Here is a 14017-nt window from a genome sequence, read left to right as displayed (position 1 = left end):
GCTACTCTCTATTCGCTACCCGATCTTCACCGGAATCCTCGCCTCGATCCGGCTGAACGCGAAGACGAGAATGCCGGTGATCGACATATAGATCAGCGCCAGAAGCAGCAAAGGCTCATAGGTCAGGTAGGTGTCCTGCCGCACCTTGGATGAGACGGCGAAGATGTCGATGACGCTGATCGTCGCCACCAGTGGTGTCGACTTCAGCTGCAGCACCGTCTCGCCGGTCAGGGTCGGCAGCGCCCGGTAGAAGGCCTGCGGCAGCCAGATGCGGCGGAAGATTTTCCAGCGGCTCATGCCGAAGGCGCGGGCGGCCTCCAGCTGTCCGCGCGGCACGCCGGCAAAGGCGCCGCGCATCACTTCGCCCTCATAGCCGGCGAAGGAGAAGGTCAGCGCCACCACGGCATAGGGCCAGGCCTGCCGGAGATACGGCCAGAGCCAGGATTCGCGGATCCACGGATATTGCGGGAAGATCGAGCCGAGGCCGTAATAGAGCAGCCAAAGCTGCAGGAGCAGCGGCGTTCCTCGGATGATGGTGCAGAAGACCTTGGCCGGTGCCGAGAACCAGATCGGTCCGCCGGCCTGCGCGAGCCCGAGCGGCACCGCAAGCGCGAAGCCCAGCGCGCAGGTGACGGCCAGGATCCAGAGCGCCCGCCAGATGCCCATCAGGCCCATTTCCCAATATTGCGGCAGCCAGTCCCAGCGCATAAAGAAAGCCGCGCAGAGCACCAGCGCCAACGCGATCAGGATAAGCACGATGCGGTGCGGCTTGAGCCAGATCGAGGCGCGCGCCGCCATGTTGATCGCGGTGGCTTCGGCCGACATCAGCGCGCCTCCTTGACGGAGGGCATGCCGCGCCGCGACCAGGCCTCGACGCGGCCGATGATCAGGTTGGAGAAGAGGGTCACGGCCAGGTAAAGCACGCCGGCGGCGACGTAGAAGAGCAGATAGGCCTTGGTGACGCCGGCTGCCTGGCGCGTCGCCAGCGTCAGCTCGAAGAAGCCGACCACGGCAAGCAGCGCCGTGTCCTTGGTGGCGATCAGCCAGAGATTGGCGAGGCCGGGTATGGCGAAGGGGAGCATCGCCGGGAGCGTGATGCGCCTGAGCATCAGACCGGGCGACATGCCATAGGCGCGTGCGGCCTCGATCTGGCCTTGCGGGATGGCGAGGATGGCGCCGCGGATGACTTCCGTCGAATAGGCGCCCTGGACGAAACCCAGCACGAAAATGCCGGCGGCCAGCCCGCTGATGTCGACACGGCTGTAGCCCATTGCCGCCAGCACCTGGTTGATGAGGTCGGTGCCGGCGTAATAGAGCAGCAGGATCAGCACCAGTTCCGGCACCGCGCGGACCACCGTGGTGTAGACGGCCAGAAGGTCGCGCGTCACTGGCCCGCCATAGAGCTTGCCGAAGGCGCCGGCGGTGCCGATCAGCAGGCCGAGGCAGGTGGCGCCGATGGCGATCTCGAGCGAATGCAGCAGCCCGACCAGCAGCGTGCCGCCCCAGCCTGGCGCCACCGGTGACAGGAGTTCGATGATGCCGGCCGCCGAGGCCGGAAGAAAGGCGTCGATCAGCTTCGCCCCCGGATTGCTGGCAAGCCACTGAAGCCGAAGGTCAGCGGCAAGCGTGCGTGGCAAGGATCGGGCATGGCGCGAACGCCATGCCCTCACTCAGTTGCGAGAGGCTCAGTTCGACTGCGTGGCGCCGCCATAGATGTCGAAATCGAAATACTTCTTCGAGATCTCGTCATATTTGCCGTTGGCGCGGATCGCCTTGATGCCGGCGTTGAACTTTTCCTTGAGCGCGGTGTCTTCCTTGCGGATGCCGGCGCCGACACCCGGTCCCAGCACCTCGTCGTCCGGGGCCACCATGCCCTTCAGGTCGCAGCAGGCCTTGCCCTGGTCGGATTTCAGGAATTCGCCGAGCGCGATCGAGTCGGCCTGCACCGCGTCGATGCGGCCGGCGGCCAGATCGTTGTTGGCTTCGTCCTGCGTCTGGTATTCCTTGATCTCCTGCGCGCCGGTGAAGTGCTTCTTGGCGTAGACCGCATGCACGGTCGACACCTGGACGCCGATCACCTTGCCCTTGAGATCGTCCGGCGTGGCGCCGAACTTCTGGTCCTTCGGCCCGATGATTGCGGTCGGAGTGTTGTAGTACTTGTCCGAGAAGTCGATCGTCTTCTCGCGCTCGGCGGTGATCGACATCGAGGAGACGATGGCGTCGATCTTCTTGGTGGTCAGCGCCGGGATGATGCCGTCCCAGGCAACCGGCGTGATGACGCAGTCGAGCTTCTCTTCGGCGCAGACCGCATCGACGAAATCGATCTCCCAGCCGACCCATTTGCCGCTGGCGTCGGGCGAGGTGAAAGGCGGGTAGGGCTCGGCGGCGACGCCGATCTTGACCTGCTCGGCCTTGGCGACGCCGCCCATCGCCGCGACGCCGAAAAGCAGCGCTGCCGCGAATGTCTTGAGAACAGTCTTCATGTCAGGACTCCCAGTTTGTTGTTGTTCCCGGTTTTCGCCCCGCTTGACGCCGGCCCCTAGCCGACATTGCGGAGGAATTGTTTGAGCCTTTCGGATTTGGGCGCGCCGAACAGCTGTTCGGGCGGACCCTCTTCCTCGACCAGCCCGTTGTAGAGATAGACGACATGCGTCGCGACCTCGCGGGCAAACTTCATTTCATGCGTCACCAGCACCATGGTGCGCCCCTCGCGCGCCAGATCGCCGATCACTTTCAGCACCTCGCCGACCAGCTCCGGATCGAGCGCCGACGTCGGCTCGTCGAACAGCATGACGCGCGGGTTGATCGCCAGCGCCCGGGCGATCGCGGCGCGCTGCTGCTGGCCGCCGGACAGGAAGGCCGGATAGACGTCGCGCTTCTCCGCCAGCCCGACGCGGGCGAGCAGCTTCTCGGCCTGGGCGATCGCCTCATCGCGCTTGACGCCGAGCACATGCACCGGAACCTCGATGACGTTCTCGATCAACGTCATGTGGCTCCACAGGTTGAAATTCTGGAACACCATGCCGAGCCGGGAGCGGATCCGCTCGATCTGCCGGCGGTCGGCCGGAACAGTCTGGCCGTGGCTGTCGGCCTTGAGCTTGATCTCCTCGCCATTGACCCGGATGATGCCGCTGGTCGGGTTTTCCAGGCAGTTGATGCAGCGCAACAGCGTCGATTTGCCGGAGCCGGAGCCGCCGATGATGGCGACTACCTCGCCGTCGCGCGCCGACAGCGAAACGCCCTTCAGCACGTGCAGCTGGCCGAATTTCTTGTGCAGGTTCTCGACATGGATGGCTTCGGCGGCGGCGCTTTGCGCCTTGCCGGATTGGACTGGGGCGGCATCCGCCACGCTCACCGGGCGACCTCGCTATGGTCGAAGGCAGGTCGTCGAACGTCCATCCGGCTAATCAACATACGCTGCACTGCCCACTCCAGACCTCAGCATGGACCCGACAGCGCGAGCCCGTTAATCCCGCTCATTACGGCACTTGCGGCGTTGTTGTGCAAGTGTATAAATAGCCTTTCATGAAATTTTTTCGCTTTTTTTCATCTTAGAAGGGCATCGATGAGCGCTTTCGGATCACAGTCCATGGCGGCGCCGTTGCGGCGCGTGCTGATGCGTTCGGCAACCAACGCCATGCGCGGCGCCGACAGGGCTGCCTGGCACTATGGCTCGGGTTTCGACCCGGCGAAAGCGGCAATGCAGCACGCGGTCCTTGCCGAACTGGTGGCGGCTTCGGGTGCCGAAATCGAGTGGATCGAGGACAAGGCCGACGGTCTCGCGGATTCGGTGTTCACGCATGATCCGTCGCTGATGACCGATCGCGGCGCGCTGATCCTGTCCATGGGCAAGCCGTTGCGCGCCAAAGAGCCTTCGCTGCATGAGGAAACCTATCGAAGGCTGGGCATTCCGGTCCTCGGCCGCGTCGAGGCGCCCGGGCAGGTCGAAGGCGGTGACTGCGTATGGGTGGATGCCCGCACGCTGGCGATCGGACGCGGCGTGCGCACCAACCAGGAAGGCATCCAGCAGGTCGCCAACCTGCTGACGCCGCTCGGCATTTCCGTCTACGGCTTCGACCTGCCGCTGTGGCAGGGCGAAGAGGCGTGCCTGCATCTGATGTCGGTGATCAGCCCGCTGGCCGACGACCTCGCGCTGGTCTATTCGCCGCTTCTGCCGGCCCCGTTCTACCAGATGCTGAAGGCGCGCGGCATCCGCCTGGTCGAAGGCGATCCGCAAGAGTTCGCCGCGTCCAACGGCCTCAGCCTGAACGTGCTGCCGACCAGCCCGTTGAAGGTCATTGCCGTTGCCGGCTTCCCCAAGACCAAAGCCGCGATGGAAGCCGCCGGCTGCACGGTCGACATCTTCGAGGCGGATGCGCTCTGCATCGCCTGCGAAGGCGGCCCGACATGCCTGACGCGGCCGATCCTGCGCCAATGAATGCGCCGTCCCGCCGCAAGTTCCGCCGCGAGGGCGAGGAGCGGCGGCGGCAGGATTTGATCGATGCGACCCTGGACAGCGTTGCCGAACATGGCCTTGAGGGCGCCACCGTGCGCACCATCGCCTTGCGCGCCGGCGTCACCGCCGGGCTGATCCGCCACTATTTCCCCGGCAAGGAAGATCTGCTGCGGGAAGCCTATGCGGCGTTGATGGGCCGCATGACCGAGCAGGCGAAAGCGGCATTGCTCATGGAAGACGCCGCGCCGCGCCAGCGTCTTGCCGCCTTCGTCACCGCCAATCTCAACGCGCCGATCATCGACCAGCGGGTGTTTTCGCTCTGGGCGACCTTCATCGGCCGTGCCGGCGCCGATCCGGCGCTCGCCCGCGCCCACCGGGAGGGCTATCTCGGCTTTCGCAATGAGGTGGAAGCGGTCGTGGCCGAAGTGCTCGCCGCCGAACGGCACAAGCCGGACGCAAGCGAACTGCGCCACCATGCCATCGCCATCAACGCGATCATCGACGGGCTCTGGATCGAAGGCTGCCTGGCCGGCGAGATGTTCTCGCCTGGCGAATTGGCGGCGATCGGCATCAAAGCCATAGAGGCCGAGCTCGGCCTCGCGCCGGAAAAGCAATTCCAGGAAAAGTGAGAAGCGGGTTTCCGTCCGGAATTGCGTATGAAAAAAGCAATTCCGGGAGAAGTGAGAAGCGGGTTTCCGTCCGGAATTGAGTAAGAAAGAAGAGATAGAGCGGGTCGCTGGAACAGTGACCCGCTGTAACGGGAGAAGACCAATGACCACCATCGGCGAAGCGCTGATCACCTTGCTCGAGGCGCATGGCGTCGACACCGTCTTCGGCATTCCGGGCGTGCATACGGTCGAGCTCTATCGCGGCCTGGCGCGTTCGAGGATCCGTCATGTCACGCCGCGCCACGAGCAGGGCGCCGGCTTCATGGCCGACGGCTATGCGCGCGCCGGCGGCCGGCCGGGCGTCGCCTTCGTCATCACCGGACCGGGGCTGACCAACACCATCACCGCCATGGGCCAGGCGCGCGCCGATTCCGTGCCGATGCTGGTCATCTCAGGCGTCAACGCCACCGATACGCTGGGCAAGGGTCTGGGCTACCTGCATGAGTTGCCCGACCAGCGCGGCATGATGGAAAAGGTGGCGCTGTCTTCCGAGCGCATCACCGAGGCGGGGCAATTGCCGGGCGCGCTCGCCCGCGCCTTCGCATTGTTCTCGTCGGCCCGGCCGGGGCCGGTGCATATCGAGATCCCCACCGACGTCATGGTCAAGCCCGCCGACGGCATCGCGGCGGCGCTGAGCAACGCCGCGCCCCCGGCGCCGGACGCGGCGGCGGTCGCCGAGGCGGCGAAGTTAATCAAGGCGGCACGCCGTCCACTGATCCTCGCTGGCGGCGGCGGCAAGCAGGCTGACGCGGCGTTACGGCGCTTCGCCGAAACGCTCGGCGCTCCGGTCGTCGAGACCGCCAATGCGCGCGGCCTGCTGCATGGCCATCCGCTTTGCGTGCCGGCGAGCCCCGGCCTCAAGGCGGTGCGCGTGCTGGTGGCGGGCGCCGATCTGGTGATCGCCGCTGGCACCGAATTCGGCCCGACCGACTATGACGGCTATGGCGACGGCGGCTTCGTGCTGCCGAACAATCTGATCCGCATTGATATCGGCGCCGACCAGATCGCGCGCCGGCCGGTGACGGTCGGCATCCAGGCCGATTGCGCCGAGGGCATCGAGGCTTTGCTTACGGCGGTCGGGCCCGGTCATGTTGCGGCTGGGGATGGCGAGGCTCGCGCCGCCGCGACGCGCCAGGCCGCGCGGGCCGAACTGAAGCCCGAATACCTGGCGCAGGTGCGCGCGGTGGAGACGATCCGCGACGCGCTGCCGGGCGCCATCATCGTCGGCGATTCAACCCAGCCGATCTATGCCGCCAACCTCTACTATGACCATGATCGTCCCGGCGGCTGGTTCAACGCCGCGACCGGCTTCGGCGCGCTGGGCTACGGTCCGCCGGCGGCGATCGGCGCGGCGCTTGCCGTTCCGCAAGCGCCCGTGGTGTGCCTCACGGGCGATGGCGGCTTCCAGTTCACCTTGCCGGAGATCGGCGCCGCGCTCGATGCCGACACGCCGGTCATCTTCGTCGTCTGGAACAATCGCGGCTATCGCGAGATCGAGACCTCGATGCTCGATGTCGGCGTCGAGCCCGTCGGCGTGTCGCCGGCGCCGCCGGATTTCTGCAAGCTCGCCGAGGCCTATGGCATCGCGGCCGAGCGCTTGACCGGGACCGCCGATCTGGCCGAGGCGCTGAAGCGGGCGCGGGCGGCCGGCAAGCCGCGCGTCATCGAAATCACCGTCGACTGAAAGGCTGGTGTGGCCGTCGCCCGGACCGTACCGGCGGGCCGGCAATTGTCGTCACCGGCCACGACCCCCACACATGCAAAGACGCTGCGCCAGCCATGTCGATATTTCAATTGAGTGACAGCGCGAAAGGCGCGACGTTCCAGCCTGGGGCGGCATAACCCGAGATATAATCATAAAAAAATGACAGGAGCGCTCAAAGTATGACGGAAACGCTTAACGGCAGGCATGTCGTGATCACGGGCGGCACTGGGGCGCTCGGCGGCGCGGTTGTCGGCAGATTGCTGGAGCAAGGCGCGATCTGCCACGTGCCCAATGCCCACGCGGCGGCCCCGCCGCATTTTCCCTACGCAGCCCACGCCAGCGTGCATCTGGCGCACAATGTCGACCTGTCGGATTCGGCCAAGGTCGAGGCCTTCTACCATCAGGTGCCCGAGCTCTGGGCCTCGATCCATCTTGCCGGCGGCTTCACCATGGCGCCGGTCGAAAAGATCGAGTCGGCCTCCTTCGCCGAAATGATGGACACCAACGCCCGCACGACCTTCCTGTGCAGCCGCGCCGCGGTGCGCTCGCTGCTGGCGTCCGACACGGCCGGCCGCATCGTCAACGTTACCGCGCGCGCCGGCCTGGAACCGCGCAAAGGTTCGGGCATGGTCGCTTATACTGCGAGCAAGGCCGCGGTCGCGGCAATGACGGTGGCGATGGCCGAGGAGTTGAAGCACAAGGGCATACTGGTCAACGCCGTGGCCCCCTCGACGCTCGACACGCAGGCCAACCGCGAAGCCATGCCGGACGCCGATTTCGCCAAATGGGTCAGCCTTGAAGCAGCTGCGGAAGCGATCGCTTACCTTGCCTCGCCCGCAAACCAGGCCATGAGCGGCACGCTGGTCCCGCTCTACGGCAGGGCCTGAGCTCTATCTGTTTTTTTACGCAATTCCGGACGGAAAACCGCTGACACTTTTCCTGGAATTGCTCTGATATCCCGACAAAAGAAAACCCCGCCGGATCGCTCCGGCGGGGTTTTGTTATTCGCGAAGCGAAAGGGCTTAGTTGCCCTGCTTCTTCAGCGCCGCGCCCAGGATGTCGCCGAGCGACGCGCCGGAGTCGGTCGAGCCGTACTGGGCGACCGCTTCCTTCTCCTCGGCGATTTCCAGCGCCTTGATCGAGACCTGCAGCTTGCGGGTCTTCTTGTCGAAGGCGATGACGCGGGCGTCGACCTTCTGGCCGACGGTGAAGCGCTCGGGGCGCTGCTCGTCGCGGTCGCGCGAAAGGTCGGAGCGCTTGATGAAAGTCTCGATGCCGCTGTCGACCAGCCGCACGTCCAGACCGCCATCCTTCACACCGATGACCTCGCAGGTGACGACGGCGTTCTTGCGCAGCTCGCCGCTGTTGGCCGCTTCGCCGACCGTGTCACGGGCCAGCTGCTTGATGCCGAGCGAGATGCGCTCCTTCTCGATGTCGACGTCGAGCACCTGCGCCTTGACCATGTCGCCGCGATTGTACTCTTCGATGACCTGCTCGCCTGGACGGGTCCAGTCGAGGTCGGAGAGGTGCACCATGCCGTCCACGTCGCCTTCCAGGCCGATGAACAGGCCGAACTCGGTCTTGTTCTTGACCTCGCCCTCGACCTGGCTGCCGACCGGATGGTTGCGCGCGAAGGCTTCCCACGGGTTCTCAAGCGTCTGCTTGAGACCGAGCGAGATGCGGCGCTTGGCCGGATCGACCTCGAGCACGACCACGTCGACTTCCTGGGTCGTCGACAGGATCTTGCCGGGGTGCACGTTCTTCTTCGTCCACGACATTTCCGAAACGTGGATGAGGCCCTCGATGCCCGGCTCCAGCTCGACGAACGCGCCGTAGTCGGTGATGTTGGTGACGGTGCCCTTGATCTTCTTGCCGATCGGGAACTTGGTGCCGATATCCGACCACGGATCCGACTCGAGCTGCTTCATGCCGAGCGAGATGCGGTGGGTTTCCTGGTTGATGCGGATGATCTGCACCTTGACCGTCTGGCCGATGTTGAGGATCTCGGTCGGATGGTTGACGCGGCGCCATGCCATGTCGGTGACATGCAGCAGGCCGTCGATGCCGCCGAGGTCGACGAACGCACCGTAGTCGGTGATGTTCTTGACCACGCCTTCGACCACCTGGCCTTCCTCGAGGTTCTGCACGATTTCCGAACGCTGTTCGGCGCGGCTCTCCTCGAGCACGGTGCGGCGCGACACCACGATGTTGCCGCGGCGGCGATCCATCTTGAGGATTTCGAAGGGCTGCGGGTTGTGCATCAGCGGGGTGACGTCGCGGATCGGGCGGATGTCGACCTGGCTGCGCGGCAGGAACGCCACGGCGCCATCGAGGTCGACGGTGAAGCCGCCCTTGACCTGGTTGAAGATGACGCCTTCGACGCGCTCACCCTTGGTGAACTTCTCTTCGAGACGGACCCAGCTTTCCTCGCGACGAGCCTTCTCGCGCGACAGCATGGCTTCGCCCAGCGCGTTCTCGATGCGCTCGACATAGACCTCGACGGTGTCGCCGACCTTGAGGGAGGAGTCCTTGCCCTTGGCGCCGAATTCCTTCAGCGGCACGCGGCCTTCGACCTTGAGGCCGACATCGATGATGGCCATGTCCTTTTCGATCGCGGTGATCGTGCCCCGGACAACCTGGCCCTCGCCGGAATGGCCGGCGGTGAATGATTCTTCGAGCATGCTCGCGAAATCGTCGCGAGACGGATTAGCTACTGACATTGTTTCTCCTGGAATGCTCCGCTTTTGTCGCGGAGCGGGCGCCGTGGGTTAGCGTTGCGTGAGCCTGCCGGCGTTCCGGGCTGAAGAGCCCTTGGCCGCTATCTAAGCGGCAAGTCCGGCGCATGAAGAATGCTGGCAGGCTGGTTCGGGCCCGATATGGGTATTTTCGCCGCTCAAGGCAACCGAAAAAGCCCGATCAGGCCTTGTTTCTCTTGGCAAGGACATCGTCAACGACCGCCATCGCCGCCAGAAACGCGGCTTCTATAGCCATTTCGCTGGTATCAAGCAAGTGCGCGTCCGCCGCCGGCTTCAACGGCGAGGAGGCTCTGCCCATGTCGCGCTCGTCGCGGCGCTCGATGTCGGCGAGTATGGTGGCGAAATCGGCGCTGCCGCCCATGCTTTCGATCTCGGCCAGCCGGCGCCTGGCGCGCACCTCGGCGCTCGCCGTGACATAGAGCTTGATGTCGGCGTCGGGGCATACGACCGTGCCGATGTCGCGGCCGTCGAGCACCGCGCCCGGCGGCGCCTTGGCGAAGGCGCGCTGCTTCTCGACCAGGATGCGGCGCACGGTGGGAATGACCGCGACCTTGGAGGCCGCTTCGCCCACCGCATGCGCGGAAAGCACTGCGCGGTCGAGGTTCGAAAGGTCCACCTGCCGCGCCGCGGTTTCCGCGGCCGAGACATTGTCGAGCGGCAGGCCGAGTTCCAGCAGCTTATGGGCGACCGCGCGATAGGTGAGGCCGGTGTCGAGCAGGTTGAGGCGATAGTGGTCGGCGAGCCGGCGGGCAAGCGTGCCCTTGCCCGCGCCTGCGGGTCCGTCGATGGCGATGGTGAAGGTGTGGGTCATGGGCGGACCATCGCTTCGTTGGCGTGGCGACAAACCCTCACGCCTTCGTCATCCCAGGGCGAAGCGAAGCGGAGACCCTGGGATCCATGCCGTGACATCAGCCGAAGAATGCCACGGACCAGAATTCTGCACCGCTGCAGCGCGTTGGCGTCACGGCATGGATCCTGGGGTCTGCGCCGCGTCGCTTCGCTCCTTGCTCCGCCCCAGGATGACGACGGGACGGATGTTGGGTGCCAATCTCGAAAGTTTGCGATTGCCATCGCCGTCACTCGATCTCCGCGCCCAATCCCTTCATCAGTCCCATGAATTCCGGAAAGCTCGTCGCGATCATGTTCGCGTCGTCGATGGTCACCGGCTTCTCGGTGGCCAGCCCCATGATCAGGAAGCTCATGGCGATGCGGTGGTCGAGATGCGTCTTCACCGACGTGTCCGGTCCATTGGGGTGAGCGCCCAGCCCCTTGCCGCCCGGTCTGCCGCGCACGGCGAGCGATGCCTCGCCCTCGGTGCAGTCGACACCGTTTAGCTTCAGCCCGTTGGCGACCGCCGACAGCCGGTCGGATTCCTTGACGCGCAATTCCTCCAGGCCCTGCATCAGCGTCTCGCCCTCGGCGAAGCTGGCCGCGACCGCCAGCACCGGATATTCGTCGATCATCGACGGTGCGCGTTCCGGCGGTACGGTAACGCCCTTCAACTCGGAATAGCGCACGCGCAAATCCGCCACGTCCTCGCCGCCGGCATTGCGCGGATTGAGGATATCGATCCGGCCGCCCATTTCCTGCAATGTGAGAAGCAGGCCGGTGCGGGTCGGGTTCATCAGCACGTTTTCGATCACGATGTCCGAGCCCGGCACGATCAGCGCCGCCACCAGCGGGAAGCCGGCGGAGGACGGGTCGCCGGGCACGGCGATCGTCTGGCCGGTGAGCTTGCCCTGGCCTTCGATGAAGATGTGGCGCACGCCGCGCTCGTCGGTCTCGACGGTGAGGTTGGCGCCAAAACCCTTCAGCATTTTTTCGGTGTGGTCGCGCGTCATCACCGGCTCGATCACCGTGGTGATACCCGGCGTGTTCAGGCCGGCAAGCAGCACCGCCGACTTCACCTGGGCCGACGCCATCGGCACGCGATAGGTGATCGGCGCGGCATGTTTCGGGCCGCGCAGCGTGATCGGCATGCGGTCGCCGGGCGCCGCCTTCAGCACCTGCACGCCCATCTGGCGCAGCGGGTCGAGCACGCGGCCCATTGGCCGGCCCGACAGCGAGGCGTCGCCGATGAAGGTGGTCTCCATATCATATGTGCCGACGAGGCCCATGGTGAGCCGCGAGCCGGTGCCGGCATTGCCGAAATCGAGCGGCCCTTCCGGCTGCAGCAGCGCGCCGTTGCCGGTGCCACGGATCACCCATTCGGCGCCGTTCTTTTCGATATGCGCGCCCATCGCCTTCATGGCCGCGCCGGTGCGCATCACGTCCTCGCCTTCGAGCAGGCCGGTGATGCGCGTCTCGCCGGAGGCAAGGCCGCCGAACATGAAGGAGCGGTGCGAGATCGACTTGTCGCCCGGCACGCGCGCGGTGCCGGCAAGGGCAGGGGATTTGCGGGCCGTGGCTGCTTTAGCGGCGGCGGAATGAGACATTTTGTCTTCCAAATGAAAGGCCGGCTGGCCGGCCCGGTTCGTCATGATGCGGCGGTCTCGTATCACGGCGCGCGGCAATGGTCATCCCCTTGGCGCAAGCCTTTGAAAAGCGGGTTTCGGGCACATGTCTTTTGGCTTTGACAGCGCGGAAAACTGCGGTTAAGGGGACCATTCTTTTTTTGACGAGGCCTGACGTGGCAAAAGCTGAACTTGGCACCAAGCGTGTCGACCCCGAAACGGGTCGGAAATTCTACGACCTGAACAAAGATCCGATTGTCTCGCCCTATACGGGCAAGAGCTATCCGCGCTCTTATTTCGACGAAGGCAAGATTTCCGCCCTCGAGGAAGATGAGGAAGTCGCCGACAAGGAAGTGGACGGCGACGAGGAAGAAGGCGCCGAAGTTGTCTCGCTCGAGGACGCCGACGAGGAAGCCAAGGGCGGCGGCGACGATCTTCCCGATCTCGGCGACGACGAGGATGACGACGTCGATCTCGGCGATGATGAGGACGATACCTTCCTTGCCGACGAAGAAGAAGAGGACGATGACGTCTCCGACATGATCGGCGTCGGCGATGACGAGGACGAGGTCTGATTTTAGACCTCGGCGCGATTGTTTGCCGGCGATTTTCGCCTGTGACGAAAAAGCGGTCTTTCGAGGCTTGATCTTGACCGAAGGCGGCGCTAGAAGCCGCCAGCACTAAACGACGGCGCGGTTCCCAACCGCGCCGGATCTCTTCGCCGGAAACGGCGCCGGCTGACTGCCGGGAGTGGGGCCATAGCTCAGTTGGGAGAGCGCTTGAATGGCATTCAAGAGGTCGTCGGTTCGATTCCGATTGGCTCCACCAAACAGTCGTTCCTGAGCAGATTTCTTGGCGGCAGAAATCGTCACCGCTGTTCGCTCTTGTCTGCGCGGCGTCCGAGCCCGTAGGGGGCCTGGACGCAATGTGGCCAGAGCAATTCCAGGAAAAGTGTGACACGGTTTTCCGTTCGGAATTGCGTAAAGACAAAGAGATAGAGCGGTTCGCCGTTTCCGTGAAACGGTGAAACGCTCTAACCGCGCTCCGCGCGGGTTCTGGCTGCCTTGCGCGCAGCCGCTGATCGTCCGGCTGCGCCTTTGGTCTGCGCGGCTTTCCTGGCCGCAGCGGACCGCTCTGCGGCCGTGCGGCCGGATGCGGCGCTCTTGGCCTGACGCGACAGGGCCTTGCGGGAGGCGGTGCTTTTCGGCTCGCCCTCAAGCACCTTCGACACCGCCTTCGAGACCTTCGGCTGGCGCTTCGGCTTGCGTTCGCCCTGGCCTGCCTCGTAGGCATATTTGGCGCTCTTGCGCGTGGTCTCCTTCACGTCGCGTTTTTTGGGCGGCGGCAGGTCGACGCCCGCGCGGCGCGCCTCCGAAAGGCCGATGGCGATCGCCTGCTTTGGTGGAGCGGGCGCCGTGCTTGCCTTGGCGGACTTTGTCGATTTCCGCGTGAACGAATTCACCGGCCTGCGTGCTTGCCGATTTGCCTTCGCGCTTGTCCTTGCGCGCCTTTTCGATGGTTTTCTTGTCCGGCATTGTTTTTCTCCTTGTTCGAACGGGGCACGATCGAACGCCGACGGGCCGCCTCGGATCGCGCGTCAGCGGCTTTCATAGGTGCCGACAAGGTGGCGATCATGTGCGGTCCCGCACGGGTCAGAAGGTCGGCATTGCCGTTTCTCCGCTGGATTCCAGCGTCTCCACGTCGAGTGCTGAAAGGCGGAAGTGATAGTGATGGACGCCATGCCCTTTTGGCGGCTGGGGACCGTCATAATGGGCGTTGCCGAGGTCGTTCACGCCTTGGCGGAAACGCTCCGGCCCGGCAGTGCCTTCCGGCAGGCGATCCCGCCCGGCGGCGATGTCATAGACTGCCCAATGGCGAAACATGCCGCGCGGCGCATCGGGATCCTCGACGACAAGCAGGAAGCTTCTGGTCCCGGCCGGCGCGTTCTTCCATTACAGGGGAGGAGACAAGTTGCCTCC

14 protein-coding genes and 1 tRNA gene are annotated in these 14017 nt (G+C 64.9%); 6 read left to right on the top strand and 9 right to left on the bottom strand.

Annotated features, from left to right (window positions below):
• Positions 1-15 precede the first annotated feature (15 nt).
• From EJ072_RS11850 to EJ072_RS11835, 4 genes are all read right to left on the bottom strand, one after another.
• Entirely contained in the window at positions 16-825 is an 810-nt protein-coding gene (locus tag EJ072_RS11850) for an ABC transporter permease (protein WP_126079861.1), read from the bottom strand.
• The gene (locus EJ072_RS11845) at positions 825-1490 is read right to left on the bottom strand and encodes an ABC transporter permease (protein ID WP_189341701.1); all 666 of its coding nucleotides are present in this window, start codon (positions 1488-1490) and stop codon (positions 825-827) included. The genes EJ072_RS11850 and EJ072_RS11845 overlap by 1 nt, the downstream gene beginning before the upstream one ends.
• 195 nt (positions 1491-1685) lie before the next feature.
• Positions 1686-2483 (bottom strand): transporter substrate-binding domain-containing protein, encoded by a 798-nt coding sequence (locus EJ072_RS11840; protein WP_126079859.1) that lies wholly within the window; start codon positions 2481-2483, stop codon positions 1686-1688.
• Between the two features lie 56 nt (positions 2484-2539).
• Positions 2540-3355: an ABC transporter ATP-binding protein gene (locus EJ072_RS11835; RefSeq protein WP_126079858.1), complete on the bottom strand. Its 816-nt coding sequence runs from the start codon at positions 3353-3355 to the stop codon at positions 2540-2542.
• 210 nt (positions 3356-3565) lie between these two features.
• On the opposite strand from EJ072_RS11835, the gene EJ072_RS11830 reads away from it, so the two are divergent.
• The 4 genes from EJ072_RS11830 (at position 3566) to EJ072_RS11815 (ending at position 7716) form a co-directional block, all read left to right on the top strand.
• Positions 3566-4438, top strand: a complete 873-nt coding sequence (locus tag EJ072_RS11830; protein WP_126079857.1) for a dimethylarginine dimethylaminohydrolase family protein — start codon at positions 3566-3568, stop codon at positions 4436-4438.
• The gene (locus tag EJ072_RS11825) at positions 4408-5085 is read left to right on the top strand and encodes a TetR family transcriptional regulator C-terminal domain-containing protein (protein WP_126079856.1); all 678 of its coding nucleotides are present in this window, start codon (positions 4408-4410) and stop codon (positions 5083-5085) included. The genes EJ072_RS11830 and EJ072_RS11825 overlap by 31 nt, the downstream gene beginning before the upstream one ends.
• A gap of 142 nt (positions 5086-5227) precedes the next feature.
• The gene (locus EJ072_RS11820; protein WP_126079855.1) at positions 5228-6808 is read left to right on the top strand and encodes a 5-guanidino-2-oxopentanoate decarboxylase; all 1581 of its coding nucleotides are present in this window, start codon (positions 5228-5230) and stop codon (positions 6806-6808) included.
• 200 nt (positions 6809-7008) lie between these two features.
• Positions 7009-7716: an SDR family NAD(P)-dependent oxidoreductase gene (locus tag EJ072_RS11815; protein WP_126079854.1), complete on the top strand. Its 708-nt coding sequence runs from the start codon at positions 7009-7011 to the stop codon at positions 7714-7716.
• Between the two features lie 135 nt (positions 7717-7851).
• Here the strand turns inward: EJ072_RS11815 and rpsA are convergent, their stop codons facing one another.
• The 3 genes from rpsA to aroA all read right to left on the bottom strand — a co-directional run bounded on the left by rpsA (position 7852) and on the right by aroA (position 12020).
• Complete coding sequence (gene rpsA / locus EJ072_RS11810; protein ID WP_040988866.1) at positions 7852-9549, bottom strand: 30S ribosomal protein S1; 1698 nt, start codon at positions 9547-9549, stop codon at positions 7852-7854.
• A 196-nt stretch (positions 9550-9745) separates the two neighbouring features.
• Positions 9746-10396 carry a (d)CMP kinase gene (gene cmk, locus EJ072_RS11805; protein ID WP_126079853.1) on the bottom strand — a complete coding sequence of 217 codons (651 nt, stop codon included), beginning with the start codon at positions 10394-10396 and terminating at the stop codon, positions 9746-9748.
• A gap of 265 nt (positions 10397-10661) precedes the next feature.
• Positions 10662-12020: a 3-phosphoshikimate 1-carboxyvinyltransferase gene (aroA, locus tag EJ072_RS11800; protein WP_126079852.1), complete on the bottom strand. Its 1359-nt coding sequence runs from the start codon at positions 12018-12020 to the stop codon at positions 10662-10664.
• A gap of 194 nt (positions 12021-12214) precedes the next feature.
• On the opposite strand from aroA, the gene EJ072_RS11795 reads away from it, so the two are divergent.
• Positions 12215-12613, top strand: a complete 399-nt coding sequence (locus tag EJ072_RS11795; protein WP_126079851.1) for a TIGR02300 family protein — start codon at positions 12215-12217, stop codon at positions 12611-12613.
• Positions 12614-12790: 177 nt separating this feature from the next.
• Positions 12791-12866: transfer RNA gene (locus tag EJ072_RS11790), tRNA-Ala, on the top strand.
• Positions 12867-13071: 205 nt separating this feature from the next.
• On the opposite strand, the gene EJ072_RS11785 is transcribed toward EJ072_RS11790, so the two are convergent.
• Complete coding sequence (locus EJ072_RS11785) at positions 13072-13500, bottom strand: DUF6496 domain-containing protein (RefSeq protein ID WP_245467289.1); 429 nt, start codon at positions 13498-13500, stop codon at positions 13072-13074.
• A gap of 190 nt (positions 13501-13690) precedes the next feature.
• Positions 13691-13957, bottom strand: coding sequence for a YbhB/YbcL family Raf kinase inhibitor-like protein (locus EJ072_RS37505; protein WP_348527261.1), 267 nt, complete (start codon positions 13955-13957; stop codon positions 13691-13693).
• Between the last annotated feature and the right edge of the window lie 60 nt (positions 13958-14017).

This window comes from Mesorhizobium sp. M2A.F.Ca.ET.046.03.2.1 (genome assembly GCF_003952425.1).
GTDB lineage: Bacteria > Pseudomonadota > Alphaproteobacteria > Rhizobiales > Rhizobiaceae > Mesorhizobium.
This window is presented reverse-complemented; position numbering and strand designations above follow the sequence as displayed.

Coding starts and splice junctions, on each gene's coding strand:
- rpsA (WP_040988866.1), bottom strand. CDS start 9,549: ATGTCAGTAGCTAATCCGTCTCGCGACGATTTCGCGAGCATGCTCGAA.
- EJ072_RS11840 (WP_126079859.1), bottom strand. CDS start 2,483: ATGAAGACTGTTCTCAAGACATTCGCGGCAGCGCTGCTTTTCGGCGTC.
- EJ072_RS11825 (WP_126079856.1), top strand. CDS start 4,408: ATGCCTGACGCGGCCGATCCTGCGCCAATGAATGCGCCGTCCCGCCGC.
- aroA (WP_126079852.1), bottom strand. CDS start 12,020: ATGTCTCATTCCGCCGCCGCTAAAGCAGCCACGGCCCGCAAATCCCCT.
- EJ072_RS11820 (WP_126079855.1), top strand. CDS start 5,228: ATGACCACCATCGGCGAAGCGCTGATCACCTTGCTCGAGGCGCATGGC.
- cmk (WP_126079853.1), bottom strand. CDS start 10,396: ATGACCCACACCTTCACCATCGCCATCGACGGACCCGCAGGCGCGGGC.
- EJ072_RS11850 (WP_126079861.1), bottom strand. CDS start 825: ATGTCGGCCGAAGCCACCGCGATCAACATGGCGGCGCGCGCCTCGATC.
- EJ072_RS11815 (WP_126079854.1), top strand. CDS start 7,009: ATGACGGAAACGCTTAACGGCAGGCATGTCGTGATCACGGGCGGCACT.
- EJ072_RS11830 (WP_126079857.1), top strand. CDS start 3,566: ATGAGCGCTTTCGGATCACAGTCCATGGCGGCGCCGTTGCGGCGCGTG.